The organism is Pseudalkalibacillus decolorationis, from assembly GCF_024609785.1.
In the GTDB taxonomy this organism is placed as follows: Bacteria; Bacillota; Bacilli; order Bacillales; family Fictibacillaceae; genus Pseudalkalibacillus; species Pseudalkalibacillus decolorationis.
The window spans coordinates 13,760-30,732 of the sequence record NZ_JANHJQ010000017.1 but is presented as its reverse complement, the minus strand read 5'-3'; the positions used below and the strand labels follow the sequence as shown (position 1 = coordinate 30,732).

Below are 16,973 nucleotides of genomic sequence, written 5' to 3'. Positions count from 1 at the left end.
TTTGTCTGTCCATAAAGAAATCAGTCAACATAGCCAAGAACAACATCAACGTATTCAATCATTCTTAGAACTTGATGCAGAACGTGAGAAGTGGATTGAAGAGGCTTTAAATCAATGTAAGGGTGGTCAACCATTCGAAAAAGCATTACATCATATCAACGGGGTAACGGATGATATCAATAAAATTGCCCGTAAAGGTATCGTCCCACAACGCAAAAACGTGACGAGTGCAATGATAGAAGCCTTATGTAATCGGTAATAAAGAACTTGATTTTATACGTTCTTACTTTCTAAAAAAGGGGGATTAGCGGAAATATCCGTTAGTCCCTCTTTTTACACGTTATAAAAATACTTTCTATAGTATAAGCGCAAGGGCCTTTAGGTCATCCCTTTAGGGGCTAAGGCGATCGCCAGCGCTAAGACGTGGCGCTAGCCAAGTTACGTACAAAGCGTTCGAGCCGGTCAAGTCCTTCACTCAATAAGTTCATATTGTAAGCGTACGAGATTCGGATATATTCATCACCGAACTCTGAAAAGGCAATTCCTGGAACCACAGCAAGATTCTCTTCTTCAAGTAATGTGGTTGCAAAGGTCCATGAGTCCATTTTAAAAGGTTTGATTGATGGGAAAAGGTAGAAGGCACCAGTCGGTTCAGAAACGTCAAGTCCCATTTTTTTTAGGCGATCAAATGCGTAGTCTAAACGTTCCTTGTAGGTATCCCGCATTGGCACCGCGTCGTTTTTACCGTTTGTGAGGGCTTCTATAGCCGCCTGCTGGGTAATGGATGACACACAGGTTACATTGTATTGGTGGACCTTTAAGATATGTTGGGCGATCGTATGGTGTGCAAGCAGAAATCCGATTCGCCAACCGGTCATTGAGTGTGATTTGGACAAACCATTAATGACAATCGCCTTTTTTTTCATTTGTTTAAGTGCAGCAATCGAGCTGTGCGGTTTATCATAAGTCAGCTCACTATAAATTTCATCAGAGATAATAAAAACATTTTTATCTTCTAAGAGTAAGGCGATTTCGTTAATCTCATTTTGTTGAAGAGAGACTCCTGTTGGGTTAGACGGATAGGGCAATATTACACATTTTGTTCTTTCAGTAAGATGTTTCTCGATTAAAGATGCTGTCAATTTGAAATCAGTGTGTCTTGTGTCAACATGGACGGGGATTGCTCCGCATATTCGGATAACTGGCTCGTATCCTGGGTAAACAGGACCAGGAAGGATCACCTCATCCCCTTCTTTTAAAATAGTACGCAACGAAATATCAATTGCTTCACTTGCACCCGTTGTTGCGATGATTTCTGATTCTGCATGATAGTCCAAATTGTATTTTTCTCGTACAAAGTCTGAAATGGCATTACGCAATTCTATTGAGCCAGCATTATGCGTATACGTTGTGAAATTATCGTTAATAGCTCGTTTGGCAGCAGACTTAACATGGTCAGGCGTTGGAAAATCAGGAAGACCGATTGTTAGTGAAATCGCATCTGGATAGTTTGCAACTCGATTAAAAAATTGTCGGATTCCTGATATTTGGATCTCTTTTACACGAGGATTAAGGTATTGTTCCACTGGTGGTTCCTCTCCTTAAGCTTAAAATCTAATAGAAGTGTAGCGTTTAATAGGGGTTACGTCAATGAAACACCTTTAACTATTAAATAGGTTTGAGGTTTTGTACAATGGAAGCAACAAAGGAAAGCAGGTGGATACGTGTGGGAAATTTCGTAACGGTAGATTGGTTGAAGCATCGACTAGAAGATAAGAATGTTATTCCTGTAGATTGTAGATTTGATTTGAAAGATCCAAAGAGAGGGTACAATGAATACCATGAGGCACACATACCTGGTGCAATGTATGCCGATCTTGAGAAGCATCTTTCTGGCAAGGTGGATGAACACGGTGGGCGTCATCCATTACCAGACATGGAAGGATTTCTTATCTTTCTAGGATCGATTGGGATTGATGGATCAAAAACAGTCGTCGTCTATGATGCACAACAATCAGCGATGGCTGCAAGGCTTTGGTGGATGCTGAAATATGTTGGACATAAGAAGGTCTATGTTCTCGATGGTGGTTATACGGAATGGATAGAGCAAAACCTTCCAACAACAGATCAAGAATCAGATGTAGAAGAAACCGAATTTAAAGCAAATATTCAGAAGGAAATGGTTGCCGAGCTTACAGATGTACAGTCAGGAATTAAAGAACAGGGAACCGTTCTTATCGATGCACGTGGAGAAGACCGTTATGCTGGACGTAATGAACCGATCGATCCAAAAGCTGGCCATATCCCAACAGCCGTAAATCTGTTTTTTGCAGAGAATCTTAAGGATGGAAAATGGAAGTCAATAGGACAATTAGAAGATCGGTTTCAAGAATACCGGGATAAAGAAATTATAAGTTATTGTGGCTCTGGTGTTACAGCGTGTGTAAATATACTTGCTCTAGACGAAATCGGAGAAAAAAGTAAACTCTATGTAGGAAGTTGGAGCGATTGGTGTTCCTATAAAGAACACGAAATTGAATCCGACTAACTAAAAGGGTTGATTTTAGTTGAACTTCATTAATCTTGGCTCTTTTTGTTCTTGAACACGTACTAAATGTTGAAATGTTTGGATTAGGCAGGATGGTAAAATTTCACGTACCGTACTTAAACAATAAATTTAAATAAGAAATCCATTTAGTAAATGAATTAGGTGTATTGTCATTCCAGTCAATCGCATCTTAGAGGATTTTAAATCATAAACTACAATTATAATAAATTGCGAGACTAACTCTTCATAAGCTATTTCGATTCCTTAACGCAAATAAGGAGAGAGATAACCGAGTTTGTCTCGTTTTTCTTTTGCGAAAATGTATAAATTTGCTGCATAGATGCGATGTCTAGCTCCAGCGCCCAGGTGTTCGAGGTCGCTTCAATTCTTCCACAAACACAAAAAGCGTGTTGTGTTACAGAATCTCCAGCGCTTTTCACACCTGAACGGGCGCTTCCGCTTTTCTATGATGTCTAGCTCCAGCGCCCAGGTGTTCGAGGTCGCTTCAATTCTTCCACAAACACGAAAAAAGCGTGTTATGTTACAGAATCTCCAGCGCTTGCACTCCCAAGCATAAGCGCAACTAAGGCAAGCGCCTTCGCTATGCTTGGCGCTGACCAAGTTTTCTTTATCACACCTGAACAGGGCGCTTCCGCTTTTCTTATAATAAAATTAATTTGGAACGCTTGTCGCATCCTTGCAGGATATATACATATATTTATTGAAAATAATGCTTAGGCAGCAACAATAAGTGTGAAAGGGGCCAGTACAAAATGAAAGATATAAACGTATACAATGAAGAGCGAGTCATAAGTGGAGCTGACTTTACGATGAATGCAAGTCTTGACCACTTTAATGAAAGATTGAAGGTAGAGGATTATCGAGGGAATGTTTATTCCATTCACAACGAAATTACCAATTTATTAAACGACTATCCGTTTACAAAGATCATTATTAAATCTCGTCAGGAGGACTGGTCTACTTTCCTATCATATGGCTATCAGGTTGAAGCGATTTTTCAGGGTTACTTTAATGGAAATGATGCTTATGGGATGGCCATGTATAAGGAAAACGCTCGTAGAACAAGTGAGCACTGGATGATTGAAGACGATACTCTTCATCAAGTACAAAAGCTTTCCTGTACGTTAGAGTCGCCAGAAGCTTCAGGTTATATTTTTCGAAAAGCCTGTATGGACGATGCACAGGGGTTAGCAAAATTGTATCAAGCCGTCTTTGAAATCTATCCAACCCCAATGAATGACCCTACCTTTATTTCGAGGTTAATTCAAGGGGACTCGATTTTTTATTTAACAGAATATGAAGGACAAATCGTTAGTGCTGCTTCTGCTGAAATAAATATGACGTATCATAATGCTGAAATAACCGATTGTGCGACACTTCCGGCTCATCGGAAAAATGGGTTAATGAAAGTGTTAATCGCAAAACTTGAAGAAGATTTGAAAGAGAACTCAATATATTGTACTTATTCGATTGCCCGTGCACTTTCTTTCGGAATGAATGCCGTATTCCAACAAAGAAAGTATACGTATACGGGGCGGTTCACAAAGAACTGCAAGATTTTTAACAAGTTAGAGGATATGAATTTATGGGTTTGTGACCTATCTATTAGAAAAGCGTAAGCACCCTGGGTTGGCCCGCAGGCTGGGTGCTTGAGCTGGACAGTACATTTATACAACAAAACTTTATACTTTTTAAACGTGTAGGAAAAGGTGCCGAAAAATCAGCACGTCATGACAAAAATTGGGCAGCTTGATCAGGAGGAGAAAGAATGCTACTTGATGTGACCAATACAAAGGAAATGTTACAAGCCATTCTAAGTTCTATCGATGAAGGCATTCATGTAATAAATGCTGAAGGGACCACCGTCTTTTATAATGAAATTGCAGCGAGTCATGATGGGGTTGACGTTCTTGATGTATTAGGCAAACATTTGTTGGATGTCTTCCCGACCTTTTCAAAAGAAACAAGTACCCTTCTAAAAGTAATGGAAACAGGAGAACCCATTTTCAATCAACATCAACGGTATCCAAATGTGAAAGGTAAATTAATTGAGACTGTAAACACAACCTTACCGATTGTGGTCGATCATGAAGTAGTTGGAGCCGTGGAAATCGCTAAAGACTTCACGAAAATTCAACAATTGTCATGGAAACTTCTCGATTTAGAAGCGAGAGTGAATGATAATCATGTGAATAAAAAGTCAGAGGTATATGAAAATGGTACAAATTTTCGAATGACAGACATCCTGACGAATAATAATGAATTCAACAAAATAAAAGAAAAAGCGTTGAAAGCAGCAGAATCATCGTCCCCTATAATGATTTACGGTGCTACGGGAACGGGGAAAGAATTGCTTGTTGAAGCTATCCACAATGCATCAGATCGTAGAAAACGTTCGTTTATCGCTCAAAACTGTGCAGCTATACCATCCTCTTTGTTAGAAAGTATATTATTTGGAACATCTAAAGGAAGCTATACGGGTGCTGTTGAACGACCAGGTTTATTTGAGCTCGCCGATGGAGGTACTTTATTTTTGGATGAACTTAACTCGATGCCACTCGAAACTCAGGCAAAGATTCTCCGATCATTACAGAATGGAAAAATTCGCAGAGTTGGAAGTACATCAGAGAAAAAAGTGGATGTTCGTGTAATCGTGGCAATGAATGAAGATCCGAAAATCTGTATTGAGGAACAAACACTTAGAAAGGATTTATATTATCGTCTTAATGTCGTTTATTTTAAAATACCGCCATTGTGTAAGCGAAAGGAAGATCTGCCGCTTTTAATAGATCATTTTGTTCAACGTTATAATTTTAAACTTGGAAAATTAGTCACGCATGTCTCTGATGAGGTTAAGAAACTTTTCGAACAATACAATTGGCCGGGGAATGTCAGAGAGCTTGAGCACGCAATCGAGTCGGCGCTAAATGTAATTGAAGGGAACACGTTAATGATTGAGCATTTGCCAATTCATTTGATCGAAACATCTGAACCGGTTAATGATGATACGTCTATACCGTCCTTAAGGGAAGCGATTTCTGACACAGAGGAAAAATGGATACAAAAAGCATTGCAAACAACAGATGGAAACATTCAACGTGCGGCCAAGCTTTTGAAAATACCTAGACAAACGCTGCAATACAAAATCTCAAAGTTCAGTCATAAAAGCACTGCCGAAAATTAGGCGGTATTTTCTCTATAACTGGATAAAAACCTTCTTAAATTCCTTTTGATTAGTCATTCACCCTTTATATACGTCCACTCATATAGTAAATTAGCCACTTATTATACAGAATAATTAAAATTGGCACAAAACTTGCATTATTCAGGGTGAGACTAAAAAATAGGGGGAATGACATGCTTCAATCTATTTATAAACCAACACGCCATTGGAAGGACATTGAGTTGTGGAAAGATGTAACGGAAGAGCAATGGAATGATTGGCTCTGGCAGCTTACAAACACAATCCGAACGGTTGACGATTTGAAAAAGGTCATTAATCTTACACCTGATGAAGAAGACGGTGTGCGCATCTCAACAAAGACAATCCCGCTGAACATTACACCCTATTATGCGTCATTAATGAACCCAGATGACCCTCGTTGCCCGGTTCGTATGCAGTCCGTGCCGATTTCTGCAGAAATTAACAAAACGAAATATGATTTAGAAGATCCGCTCCATGAAGATGAAGATTCACCCGTACCAGGTCTGACACATCGGTACCCTGATCGTGTTTTGTTCCTCGTTACGAATCAGTGTTCGATGTATTGTCGTTACTGTACGCGGCGCCGCTTCTCTGGACAAATTGGAATGGGTGTTCCAAAGAAACAGCTCGATGCTGCAATTAACTACATTGCTGAGACACCTGAAGTTCGAGATGTATTAATTTCAGGTGGAGACGGACTTTTAATTAATGACAACATTGTTGAATATGTATTGAAAAACTTAAGGGCAATCCCACATGTGGAAATTATACGGATCGGAACTCGTGCACCTGTCGTGTTCCCTCAACGAATTACAGAGAATTTGTGCAACATTCTTAAGAAATACCATCCTGTTTGGCTGAATACACATTTTAATACATCGATTGAAATTACCGAAGAATCCAAAAAGGCTTGTGAAATGCTTGCCGATGCTGGAGTACCATTAGGAAATCAGGCGGTTATCCTTGCTGGAATAAACGACAGTACACATATTATGAAAAAATTGATGCATGATCTTGTCAAAATTCGTGTACGTCCATATTATATTTACCAATGTGATCTATCAGAAGGTATTGGACACTTTAGAGCACCGGTTTCAAAAGGACTAGAGATTATTGAAGCCCTTCGCGGTCACACTTCTGGGTACGCAGTCCCAACGTTCGTATGTGATGCACCTGGTGGAGGAGGAAAAATCTCCTTACAGCCAAATTATATGATTTCACAAAGTGCCGATAAGGTTGTACTACGTAATTTTGAGGGCGTAATTACAACATATCCAGAACCACAGGAGTACGTTCCAGGACGCGCTGATGCATACTTTGATGAAGTATATGAGATTACTGAAAAACCGAAATCGATCGGTGTAGCAGGATTAATGAAGGATGAGGCATTCAACCTTGTGCCAGAAGGACTACAACGTTTCAATCGTCGTAAAACCTATGAAACAGACACTGAACACAGTTCTTTAAAAGATAAACGAACCAAACGTGACGAAATGATTGAACGAAAATGGCAAGCTGAACAGAAAAAGAAGACGGCAGGAGATTAAGGAGGGATTGAATGCATTGTATGTGGTGTGGTTCCAACGAAGCCTATCAAGATAAGAAAACGTGTTATTGGGAACTGCCTGATGGAACCCGGGCAATTGAAATTACAGAAATGCCCTCAGTAGCGTGTCCCGATTGTGGGATGATCTATCAGGAGGAAACATTAATTGATGATATAGAGGATCAATTAATGCTAATCAACACTAAGCTCTTACCGAATTCTATTTCATATAGTGTTCTTATGGAGCAACCACGATTACTACAACGAAATTATTTTAAAGCATAACGTATCTATCATGAGTTGTTGATTTAAACAGGTGGTCAGATCGCCTCACCATGGGATTTTCTCTATTGTAGGGAGTCAGACTTCCTCCAACTAAAGAGTCAGTGGAGGAGTCAGACCCCTATAAGTATTCCCATTAAGAGTCAGACCCTTGAATATCAACATAAACAGAAAAGAGGTGTCATCCGCCATGGCCAACCAATCACATCTCATTAAACCTTTACTTGGAGCTCAATACCCAGAAGTTTCATATGGGAAAGGAATCTATTTATACGATACGGAAGGAAACCGATATTTGGACGGAGCATCAGGAGCGGTCACAGCCAATATTGGGCATGGTGTTACAGAAATAATCGAGGCGATGAAGGAACAAGCTGAAAAGATTTCATTTGTTTACCGTTCTCAGTTTACCAATCGCCCTGCGGAGGAATTAGCTTCAAAGCTTTCACAAATTGCACCCGGAGATTTAAATTATGTATTTTTTGTAAATAGTGGATCAGAAGCAATGGAAACGGCATTGAAAATTGCTGTTCAATACTGGCAGGAAAAGGGACGTAAGGAAAAAGACCGTGTTATATCAAGGTGGACCAGTTATCATGGAATTACTCTTGGTGCTCTTTCGATGTCCGGTCATGTTCTTCGTCGAAACCGGTTTTCGTCTTTACTAGCAGATTACCCACTTGTTTCACCACCATACTGTTATCAGTGTCCATTTTACGATACGTATCCATCTTGCGGTATGAAGTGTGCCAATGAGCTTGAAACAGCAATCCAACGCATTGGTCCGGATAAAGTGGCAGCCTTTGTATTTGAGCCCATTATCGGTGCAGCCGGTGGGGCAATTGTACCGCCTGAACCATATTATGCACGAATAAAAGAAATTTGTGATAAATATGAGGTGCTTTTAATTGCCGATGAAGTGATGACAGGCTTTGGGCGTACAGGAAAAGCGTTTGCAATGGACCATTGGGGCATCGAACCCGATATTATGGCGATTGGAAAAGGCTTAAGCGGGGGGTATACACCCATTGGTGCAACGATGATTTCTGAGCACATTATTAGCACAATCAATAGTGGTTCAAAAGTAATAATGAGTGGGCATACGTTGAGTGGTAACCCTCAATCAGCAGCGATTGCACTAGCTGTCCTTAATTATATGGAAGCGCATCAAGTGATTGATTTATCCACTTTCAATGTCCCGATCTTGGAACAAGAGCTTAGGCAATTACAACATAAATACCCACTTATTGGTGACTTGCGAGGCCTTGGTATGATGTGGGGGCTTGAATTTATTAGTAATCCAGATACGAAGGAATGCTTCCCAATTCATACCTTTGTAACAGAGCGAATGATTAAACGATGTTTTGAAAAAGGGTTAATCGTATACCCAGCAGTTGGAGGAATTAACGGTACGTCAGGTGATTCAGTTATTATTGCTCCTCCGCTAACGATTACTAAAGAAGAAATACGGGTTCTCGTCTCAACTCTCGAGAAAGCGGTTGCAGAAATCAGCTTTGAGCTTGATCAAGAAGGACTGCTTCACCACCGGTCGATCAGCTAATACGGTGTTTGAAAATTAGAAGAAGGGGGATGCGCACTTGATGCACGATATTCCTGCAAAAGTTGTAAGTTATGAACAGATCACCGATCATTTTCAAAATGGTATGACGTTGATGTGCGGCGGATTCGGTGGTGTAGGTGCACCTCCTACCCTTGTCAATTTGATTCTTGACCTAGGTATCACAGACATAAAGCTTATATCAAATGATGTCGGTTTTCCTTGGATTGGACCCGGGAAATTAATTACTGAAAAAAGGGTGAAATCACTCATTGCTTCTCATATTGGTTCAAATCCTGAAGCCGGTAAACAGATGCACGACGGTGAACTCGATGTAGAATTTTACCCGCAGGGAACTCTGGCCGAGAAGATCCGGGCTGGAGGTATGGGACTTGGGGGTATTCTTGTTGATGTAGGACTTGGTACACGTGTGGAAAAAGAAAAACAGCAAGTCACACTAGAGAACCGACCTTATATGATTGAACCCGCACTCACTGCAGATGTAGCGATCGTGTTTGCGAAAGAAGCAGATCGATATGGGAATTTAACCTTCGATAAAAGCGCACGGAATACAAATCCACTTGTTGCAACGGCTGGTGATATTACCATTGTGGAAGTTGAACGAATTGTTGAAACGGGTGAACTTGACCCTGAGTGTATCGTAACTCCTGGGGTGTTTGTGGATTATATTGTACCAAGCAAAGGGGTGGACTGGAAATGGGTTTGGGAGCTGAAACGAGAGGACGTATCGCCAAACGCGCTGCGCAAGAAATAACAAAAGGAATGGTCGTCAACCTCGGAATAGGAATTCCAACACTTGTAGGTGACTATTTGAAACCAGAATTAGGGGTTATGCTTCATACGGAAAATGGAATTTTAGGAATGGGTCCTTCCCCCGATCCAGGTACAGAAGATGGACATCTTTCGAATGCGGGGGGGTATCCAGTAACGCTCAACGAAGGGGCATCTTATTTTGACAGTGCTACTGCATTTGGGATTATACGCAAAGGTTATCTTGATTTGACTATTTTAGGAGCTCTTGAAGTAAGTGAATATGGAGATATTGCCAACTGGATTGTACCTGGAAAACGAGTACCAGGGATGGGTGGTGCGATTGATCTTGCTCAAAAGGCAAAAAAGGTAATCATCCTTATGAATCATACAAATAAGGACGGGGCATCCAAAATAGTTGAGCACTGCACCCTTCCCTTAACCGTACAAAAAGGTGCAAACATGATTATAACTGAAATGGCTGTGTTCCAAATAAACGTGGACGGTCTAGAATTAATTGAAATAATGAGTCCATATACCCTAGAAGAAATTGAACAAGCAACGGATGCGGACTTTAAGGTGAGTACAATGCTCTCGATTAATTCTTAGCCCCAGTTTTTATTAGGCTCAGTCTGTACCAAAGCTTGACCTTGGAACCAAGTATAAGGGCAACTAAGGTTCGGTCTTCACTGCGTTCGTCCTTACCAAGTTTTCTTTACATAAAGGGAGGGGATACCATGCGAGAAAAGGTTTGGAAATGGATGGAACTTAATCGGGAAGAAGCAATCTCATTCCTACAAAAACTCGTCCAAGAGGGAAGTGTGCAGGGGCAAGAAGAAGGTGTCCAAAAGCTTGTAAGGGACCGGTTAATTGAAATGGGTTTAGAGGTTGATTATTGGGTTCCGGACGACGAGGAGTTCTTAAATCACCCATATTTTTGTGCGACCCGAAAAGACTTTTCCAAAAGTCCAAACGTTGTCGGGAAATGGGAAGGTACGGGTGGTGGGAAATCCCTTGTATTAAATGGGCATATTGACGTTGTCCCTTCAGGTGATCTAAACCAATGGGAGCAAGATCCATACAGTGGACACATTAAAGATGGCAAAATGTATGGTAGAGGAGTTACCGATATGAAGGGGGGCAATCTCTCGCTCCTGCTTGCCCTGCAATGTTTAAAAGATTTAGGTGTTTCCCTTAAAGGGGATGTTCTTTTTCATAGTGTTATAGAAGAGGAGAGCGGCGGTGCAGGTACATTAGCAGCAATACTTCGGGGGCACACAGCAGATGCCGCACTTATTCCAGAACCGACCAATATGAAAATATTCCCATCACAACAAGGCTCAATGTGGTTTCGTGTGAATGTAGTCGGAAGAGCTGCACATGGCGGTACGCGATATGAAGGTGTTAGCTCCATTGAAAAAGTTATGCTTGTCGTTAAAAAGATCCAACAACTTGAACACGTTCGTAATAGTAGGGTTACGAGTCCTCTATACAAAAACACTCCGATTCCGTTGCCTATCAATATTGGAACGATCAATGGTGGTAGTTGGCCATCATCTGTTCCGGATGAAGTTACTATTGAAGGCAGAATTGGAGTTGGTCCTGAAGAAAGTTTAGAAGAGGTAAAAGTAGAATTCGAACGTGTTTTAGCTGAGATTGATGATGAATGGCTCAACGATCACCCATTGAAAATCGAATGGTTCGGTGCACAATGGCTACCAGGAGCAATCGATGTAGAGCATGAGTTGATGGGAATCTTACAAAATCGATTTAAAGAAGTCACTCGAAAAGAGCCTGTCATTGAAGCATCACCATGGGGAACGGATGGTGGTCTTCTTACACAAGTCGGCAATACCCCGTCAATTGTTATTGGACCAGGTGTAACCTCTGTTGCACATTACCCAAATGAATACATCGAAATTGATAAAATTTTCGAAGCTGCTCAAATTTTCACCTTAGTAATCTATGACTGGTGTGGAGGGGATAACCTATGAACTATCCTGGACCAAAAGCTGAAGAACTTTTAAAACGAAAGGAAGAAAATGTACCCCGCGGGCCATTTAATACGATTCTTTCATTTGTTGAAGAAGCAAACGGAGCTTTAATGAAGGATGTAGATGGGAATGAATTTATTGATTTTGCGGGGGCGATTGGAACGCTAAATACGGGTCACTGCCCTCCGAAGGTCGTTGAAGCGTTAAAGGAACAACTTGACCGATATATTCACCCATGCTTCCACGTCATGATGTATGAACCATATGTAGAACTTGCAGAAACCTTAAATCGAATTACACCAGGTGAATTTCCGAAAAAGACGTTCTTTTTAAATAGTGGAGCTGAAGCGGTTGAGAATGCGGTTAAAATTGCTCGTAAGTACACGGGTAAAAAAGCGATTATTTCATTTGATCGTGGTTTCCACGGCAGGACATTGCTTGCGATGAGTTTAACTAGTAAAGTAAAGCCGTATAAATTCGGTTTCGGTCCTTTTGCACCAGATACCTATAAAATGTCTTACCCATATTATTATCGTGATGAGCGAACTCCAGAGGAAGTTGATGAAGCCATCCTTAGAGAATTTGAAGACTTCTTTCTTTCAGAGGTTCCGGTAGAGGAAGTTGCAGCGATCATTCTTGAACCCGTGCAAGGTGAAGGTGGATTTGTAATTCCATCTACACGGTTTGTGCAAGGCATTCGTGAAATCTGTGATCAATATGGAATTGTTATGATCATGGACGAAATTCAGACTGGATTTGGCCGAACAGGAAAAATGTTCGCAACAGAACACTTCGGTGTCCATCCAGATCTAATGACAATGTCAAAATCGATCGCTGCTGGGCTGCCGATTAGTGCAGTAACAGGCAGGTCTGAGATAATGGATGCTCCCAATCCTGGTGAAATCGGCGGAACGTATGGAGGAAGTCCACTCGGATGTGTTGCTGCTTTAAAGGTAATTGAGACTATTGAAGAAGATAATCTCTTACACCGCGCCAACATGATTGGTCAGAGGATTATGGACCGCTTTAAGCAATGGAAAAAAGAATACTCGTTCATTGGCGATATACGCGGACTAGGAGCAATGTGTGCGATGGAATTTGTGAAAGATCCATTAACGAAGGAACCCGATCCGATCTTAACCAAGCAATTCACTTCACAATGCAACAAGAACGGTGTTGCGATTATGGGAGCAGGGTTATACAGTAATATTGTGAGAATCCTTTCACCCCTTGTAATCACTGATGAACAACTGGACGAAGGGTTAAATCGAATGGAGAAGCAACTTCAAGAACTCCAACAAACGATTACGAGCTAGTACAACAGAACCGCTTAAGAGTAATTTATATCTTGAGTGGTTCTTTTTACGGAGATAAGCATAAAATTTTTGTTGTATAGATGTACTGTCTAGCCTTCTGTGACCTTCAGGGCTGAACAGGGCGATTGCGCTTTTCTTGTTGTTTTGAAAACTACAGAAAACTATAAAATCCTTAAGCTGTGGATAACTTTTGATTCGAAATGGTCTTTAGACTTGGTGATTGTACATTTTAGAGATCTGTTTAAAGCCATTTAGCCTTAAAAGTAGCAATGAGTATTCTTCAAGAGTACAAGAAGATCACATTTAATGAAAAACATGCAAATTAACAGCTATTCTTAATAGAAATCATCCGGAGTTTACAGAAATCATCCGCATTGAGAATAATTCATCTGGAAAACCTGGAATCCATCCGCATTGAGAATAATTCATCCGGAAAACCTGGAATCTATCCGTACTGAGAACAATTCAACTAGAAAATTCGGGACACACGTTAAGAAAGTATAAAAATACTTTCTATAGTATAAGCGCAACTAAGGCGATCGCCAGCGCTAAGGCGTGGCGCTAGCCAAGTTTTCTTTATATGAATTATCCCAAAATTCTTACAGATTAACTCCCAGGTGAAGAAAATTATGGTACGATGAAAAGATAAGGGGGTTGTCATGAAAAAGAAAAAACAAGGGGTAAGATTCATCGCAATTATACTAGTTGTAATCGGTTTCTTTTACATAGCAGAACGGTTTCAGGAAAACGGAAAATCAGCGGTTTCCGTAAATGAAGAAGTATTTGAGGTTGCCAAATCCAAAGACGAGTTACATAAGATTTTACTTGGATATATGGATGATTATCAAGCACATATTTTGAAAAGTGTTTATCACTATAACTTAATGGATTCATTTGAAGAGGAAAAGATTACAGTCATGGAGCTGAATCGTGATGTTCAATTCCATGAAATGTGGAATGATAACTTCAGCTTTTACTTATTGTATAGTATGAACCTATTGCCAGGGGATGAAAAGCCGGATGAGATCCCTTCTTTAAATTTTGAAGGACTCACATTACATAACGATAAGGAGAAAGCGATCAGGCTGGATGTACAGCACCTACTCCATGGACAGAATGGATTTACTGAACTAAGTGAAGGGGTCGTATTGGATGGTCGATTATATCGTGCCTTATGGTTCAGTCCGCAATTGAATGAAATGGTCATGGAGAAATTCTTGGGTTGGATTGAAGACAAAGAAAAGGGAATGTTTAACTTCGATGAAGCATTCGCTCAAGTCGATAGTGTGGCCATTAACGACGCTAAATTAGTAGATGGTTCTGAGAGAGGGATCGTAATTGAAGATATTCCATTGAATGTCGATTTCTCAAGTCAGACAAAGCCGTTGGCGTCCGTTCCCATTAACAAAACCATTCAGCTTGAGAATAACACTGCAATTGAGATAAAAAAACTTATCTTTGGGTTAAATTATCAACGATTATATTTTGAAGCAAATCCATCTCAAAACAACTTGAATAAGTTTCAAGTCATGTTAAACAAAACGTTTCATGAATTAATCATTGCCGAAGATGAGGAAGGAAGAACTTTTGTCCACCTTCCCTTTGATCCGAGTCAACAGCTATCCCAATATAATATCGAATTTAAAAAGGCAGTATTTCATAGTGAAAAAGAGTTAACAACCGTCATTAAACAACCTGAATTGGAAGCGTTTAAGAAAAAAATGACAGAAAAGCAAGATCTAACCTTACCCTTCGATCGTAAAATAGGCTCTGTAGGGGGAACAGATTATACGTTATACCAACTTGCCATGTCACCTCAAGGATTAGGACAGAATTATGTCGGAATCGAGATTAAGGTCGAGCAGGAATCCGATCACTCTTATGGTGTTAATTTCCAGGATTATACTCGTTATCAAGAACAGTTAAAACAACATCCATCATTTGAACAGACCTACCCTTTTAGTTTTTTTGAACTAACTGATCAGGAAGGTGAACCAATTCCGACTGAAGAGCAATTTGGTAGAAACGGGGTTGATGTTTTAGGTTTAAATAAAGATCAATTTATGAACTTAAATGAAATTAATATCCGACTGTTCCAACTTCCGGAAAGCCTTCATATTGAGGAAAATGAAGTGAAAATCAAGGTGCCGGATAAATTTCAACCGGATAATTAAAAGACAAGTGATTCTGCATTTATAATAAAAAGGGGATTTTTTACGTGAGAGGTAAAAAAGGGCTAAAGGTGTTCCTTGTTATTACTATGATTGCCGTATTTTTCTTGATTAGTGAATGGTTTAAGCATAACGAGGAGACGTCATTCGCAGTTGATACAGATGCATTTAACGTTGTTGAATCTAAAGAAGCCCTTGAAAAGAAACTGATTGCTGGAATGAAGTTTTACGATTCAGAGACTTTAAAAAAGGTTTATGAGCATGATTTTGCAACCGATTTAGATCACGTTGAAGTTTCAATATTAGAGAGCAATAGAAAACTTAGAATCGAAAAGGTATGGGAGGATAATCTTGGCTTTTTAGTAACATACAGCCTAAATCTCTTACCTGATGACAAAAAGCCAGGGTCAGTCCCATATTTGTCGATGAATCGGATTTCGTTACAAGCAAAAGGGAAAGATCCCCTCGAGCTAGGAATTGATGTGTCCATTTCAAATAGTCCATACAGGTGGGTTAGTGAAGGGATTGTTTATGAGAATCGGTTGTACCGAATGATATGGATCGATACAAAGAAAACCGAGCAGACCAATCAGACACTTACAAATTGGGTTAAAGACGAAGATCAGTTAAAATCTACTGAGGATGCTATTCGGTTAATTGAGGATGTAAGCTTTGAAGAAATTGAACTCGTTCATATTACAAAGGAAAAATCTGCAACAAAGGTCGATGATATCACATTTCATATGGATTTAGGTAAAAGGAATAAGGTTCTTAAGTCAATAAAATTAAATAAAAAAGTGGATATCGGAAGTGGAAATCACGTTTTGTTTAAGCGTTTAGATGTGTATTTAAAGAATAGCCGATTGTATTTGGAGTTTCCAAATCAAAGTGAAACGTTTCAGAAAATCACTTTTAAAATAAATGATTATGTGCACACTTCAGGACTTTTACAGAATGGGAACGGTGAGTTTTATTTGATTGTACCCAACATGGAACCAATAGCCGGGGATAATAAATTAAACATCCAGCTAATCAACGGTATCAATCCATCAGAAAAAGAGATTAAATTTACGATAACTGCGAAGGAACTTCATTCATTCAAAAAAGTAGTAAAGGATAAAGCTGCAAATCCAATTGCCAATACCACACAACTTCTAATTGACCACAAAGTTGGAAATTATGGGGAGAATGAGTTTGTACTCAAAAAATTAGTGAAAAAAGGCAGAACTGTTGGCTACGAACTTTACGTGAACAATAAGAACAAACGATACGTAGATATATGGTTTATGACGAAAGAACAAAAGGAAAAGATACCTAAAAAATATCGGGCTGGAAATCAACCGATGCTGGAAGTGACAGATAGGAATGGGACACCATTAAAAATTGAGAAGAATTATGGCTTATCAACAAAAAGAGGGAAATCACTATACTATGGATTTAAAGCAAAACAATTTAAGCAAACTGATGAAATTCATGTCAAACTATTAAATATTCCGGAAATACAAACCTTTTCAAAAAATCAAATCACCTTTGAACGACCAACTATTGATTAAGGCACCTA

The 16,973-nt window shown here is 39.8% G+C and carries 14 protein-coding genes; 13 read left to right on the top strand and 1 reads right to left on the bottom strand.

All coding sequences use genetic code 11. The features are described from left to right. The first annotated feature begins 1 nt into the window (after position 1). The gene (locus NON16_RS16230) at positions 2–259 is read left to right on the top strand and encodes a DUF2533 family protein (protein WP_257350467.1); all 258 of its coding nucleotides are present in this window, start codon (positions 2–4) and stop codon (positions 257–259) included. 157 nt (positions 260–416) lie between these two features. Here NON16_RS16230 and NON16_RS16225 read toward each other — a convergent pair whose 3' ends face one another. Beyond that, complete coding sequence (locus NON16_RS16225; RefSeq protein ID WP_257350466.1) at positions 417–1,586, bottom strand: aminotransferase A; 1,170 nt, start codon at positions 1,584–1,586, stop codon at positions 417–419. Positions 1,587–1,693: 107 nt separating this feature from the next. On the opposite strand from NON16_RS16225, the gene NON16_RS16220 reads away from it, so the two are divergent. From NON16_RS16220 to NON16_RS16165, 12 genes are all read left to right on the top strand, one after another. Then, the gene (locus NON16_RS16220) at positions 1,694–2,548 is read left to right on the top strand and encodes a sulfurtransferase (RefSeq protein WP_372508827.1); all 855 of its coding nucleotides are present in this window, start codon (positions 1,694–1,696) and stop codon (positions 2,546–2,548) included. Positions 2,549–3,321: 773 nt separating this feature from the next. Beyond that, positions 3,322–4,188: a putative beta-lysine N-acetyltransferase gene (ablB, locus tag NON16_RS16215; RefSeq protein WP_257350464.1), complete on the top strand. Its 867-nt coding sequence runs from the start codon at positions 3,322–3,324 to the stop codon at positions 4,186–4,188. Between the two features lie 149 nt (positions 4,189–4,337). After that, on the top strand, positions 4,338–5,753 hold the full coding sequence (locus NON16_RS16210) for a sigma-54 interaction domain-containing protein (RefSeq protein WP_257350463.1): 1,416 nt from the start codon (positions 4,338–4,340) through the stop codon (positions 5,751–5,753). Positions 5,754–5,926: 173 nt separating this feature from the next. Next, positions 5,927–7,321: a lysine 2,3-aminomutase gene (gene kamA / locus NON16_RS16205; RefSeq protein WP_257350462.1), complete on the top strand. Its 1,395-nt coding sequence runs from the start codon at positions 5,927–5,929 to the stop codon at positions 7,319–7,321. An 11-nt stretch (positions 7,322–7,332) separates the two neighbouring features. Beyond that, positions 7,333–7,605, top strand: a complete 273-nt coding sequence (locus tag NON16_RS16200) for a YokU family protein (protein WP_257350461.1) — start codon at positions 7,333–7,335, stop codon at positions 7,603–7,605. 187 nt (positions 7,606–7,792) lie between these two features. After that, entirely contained in the window at positions 7,793–9,163 is a 1,371-nt protein-coding gene (locus NON16_RS16195; protein WP_257350460.1) for an aspartate aminotransferase family protein, read from the top strand. A 40-nt stretch (positions 9,164–9,203) separates the two neighbouring features. Then, positions 9,204–9,935: a CoA transferase subunit A gene (locus tag NON16_RS16190; protein WP_257350542.1), complete on the top strand. Its 732-nt coding sequence runs from the start codon at positions 9,204–9,206 to the stop codon at positions 9,933–9,935. Next, on the top strand, positions 9,878–10,540 hold the full coding sequence (locus NON16_RS16185) for a 3-oxoacid CoA-transferase subunit B (RefSeq protein ID WP_257350459.1): 663 nt from the start codon (positions 9,878–9,880) through the stop codon (positions 10,538–10,540). Before NON16_RS16190 ends, NON16_RS16185 begins: the two co-directional genes overlap by 58 nt. 128 nt (positions 10,541–10,668) lie before the next feature. After that, positions 10,669–11,925 (top strand): peptidase, encoded by a 1,257-nt coding sequence (locus NON16_RS16180; protein WP_257350458.1) that lies wholly within the window; start codon positions 10,669–10,671, stop codon positions 11,923–11,925. After that, complete coding sequence (gene gabT / locus NON16_RS16175) at positions 11,922–13,241, top strand: 4-aminobutyrate--2-oxoglutarate transaminase (RefSeq protein ID WP_257350457.1); 1,320 nt, start codon at positions 11,922–11,924, stop codon at positions 13,239–13,241. The genes NON16_RS16180 and gabT overlap by 4 nt, the downstream gene beginning before the upstream one ends. Positions 13,242–13,900: 659 nt before the next feature. Then, positions 13,901–15,415, top strand: a complete 1,515-nt coding sequence (locus NON16_RS16170; RefSeq protein ID WP_257350456.1) for a hypothetical protein — start codon at positions 13,901–13,903, stop codon at positions 15,413–15,415. A gap of 44 nt (positions 15,416–15,459) precedes the next feature. Then, positions 15,460–16,965, top strand: a complete 1,506-nt coding sequence (locus NON16_RS16165) for a hypothetical protein (protein ID WP_257350455.1) — start codon at positions 15,460–15,462, stop codon at positions 16,963–16,965. Positions 16,966–16,973 lie beyond the last annotated feature (8 nt).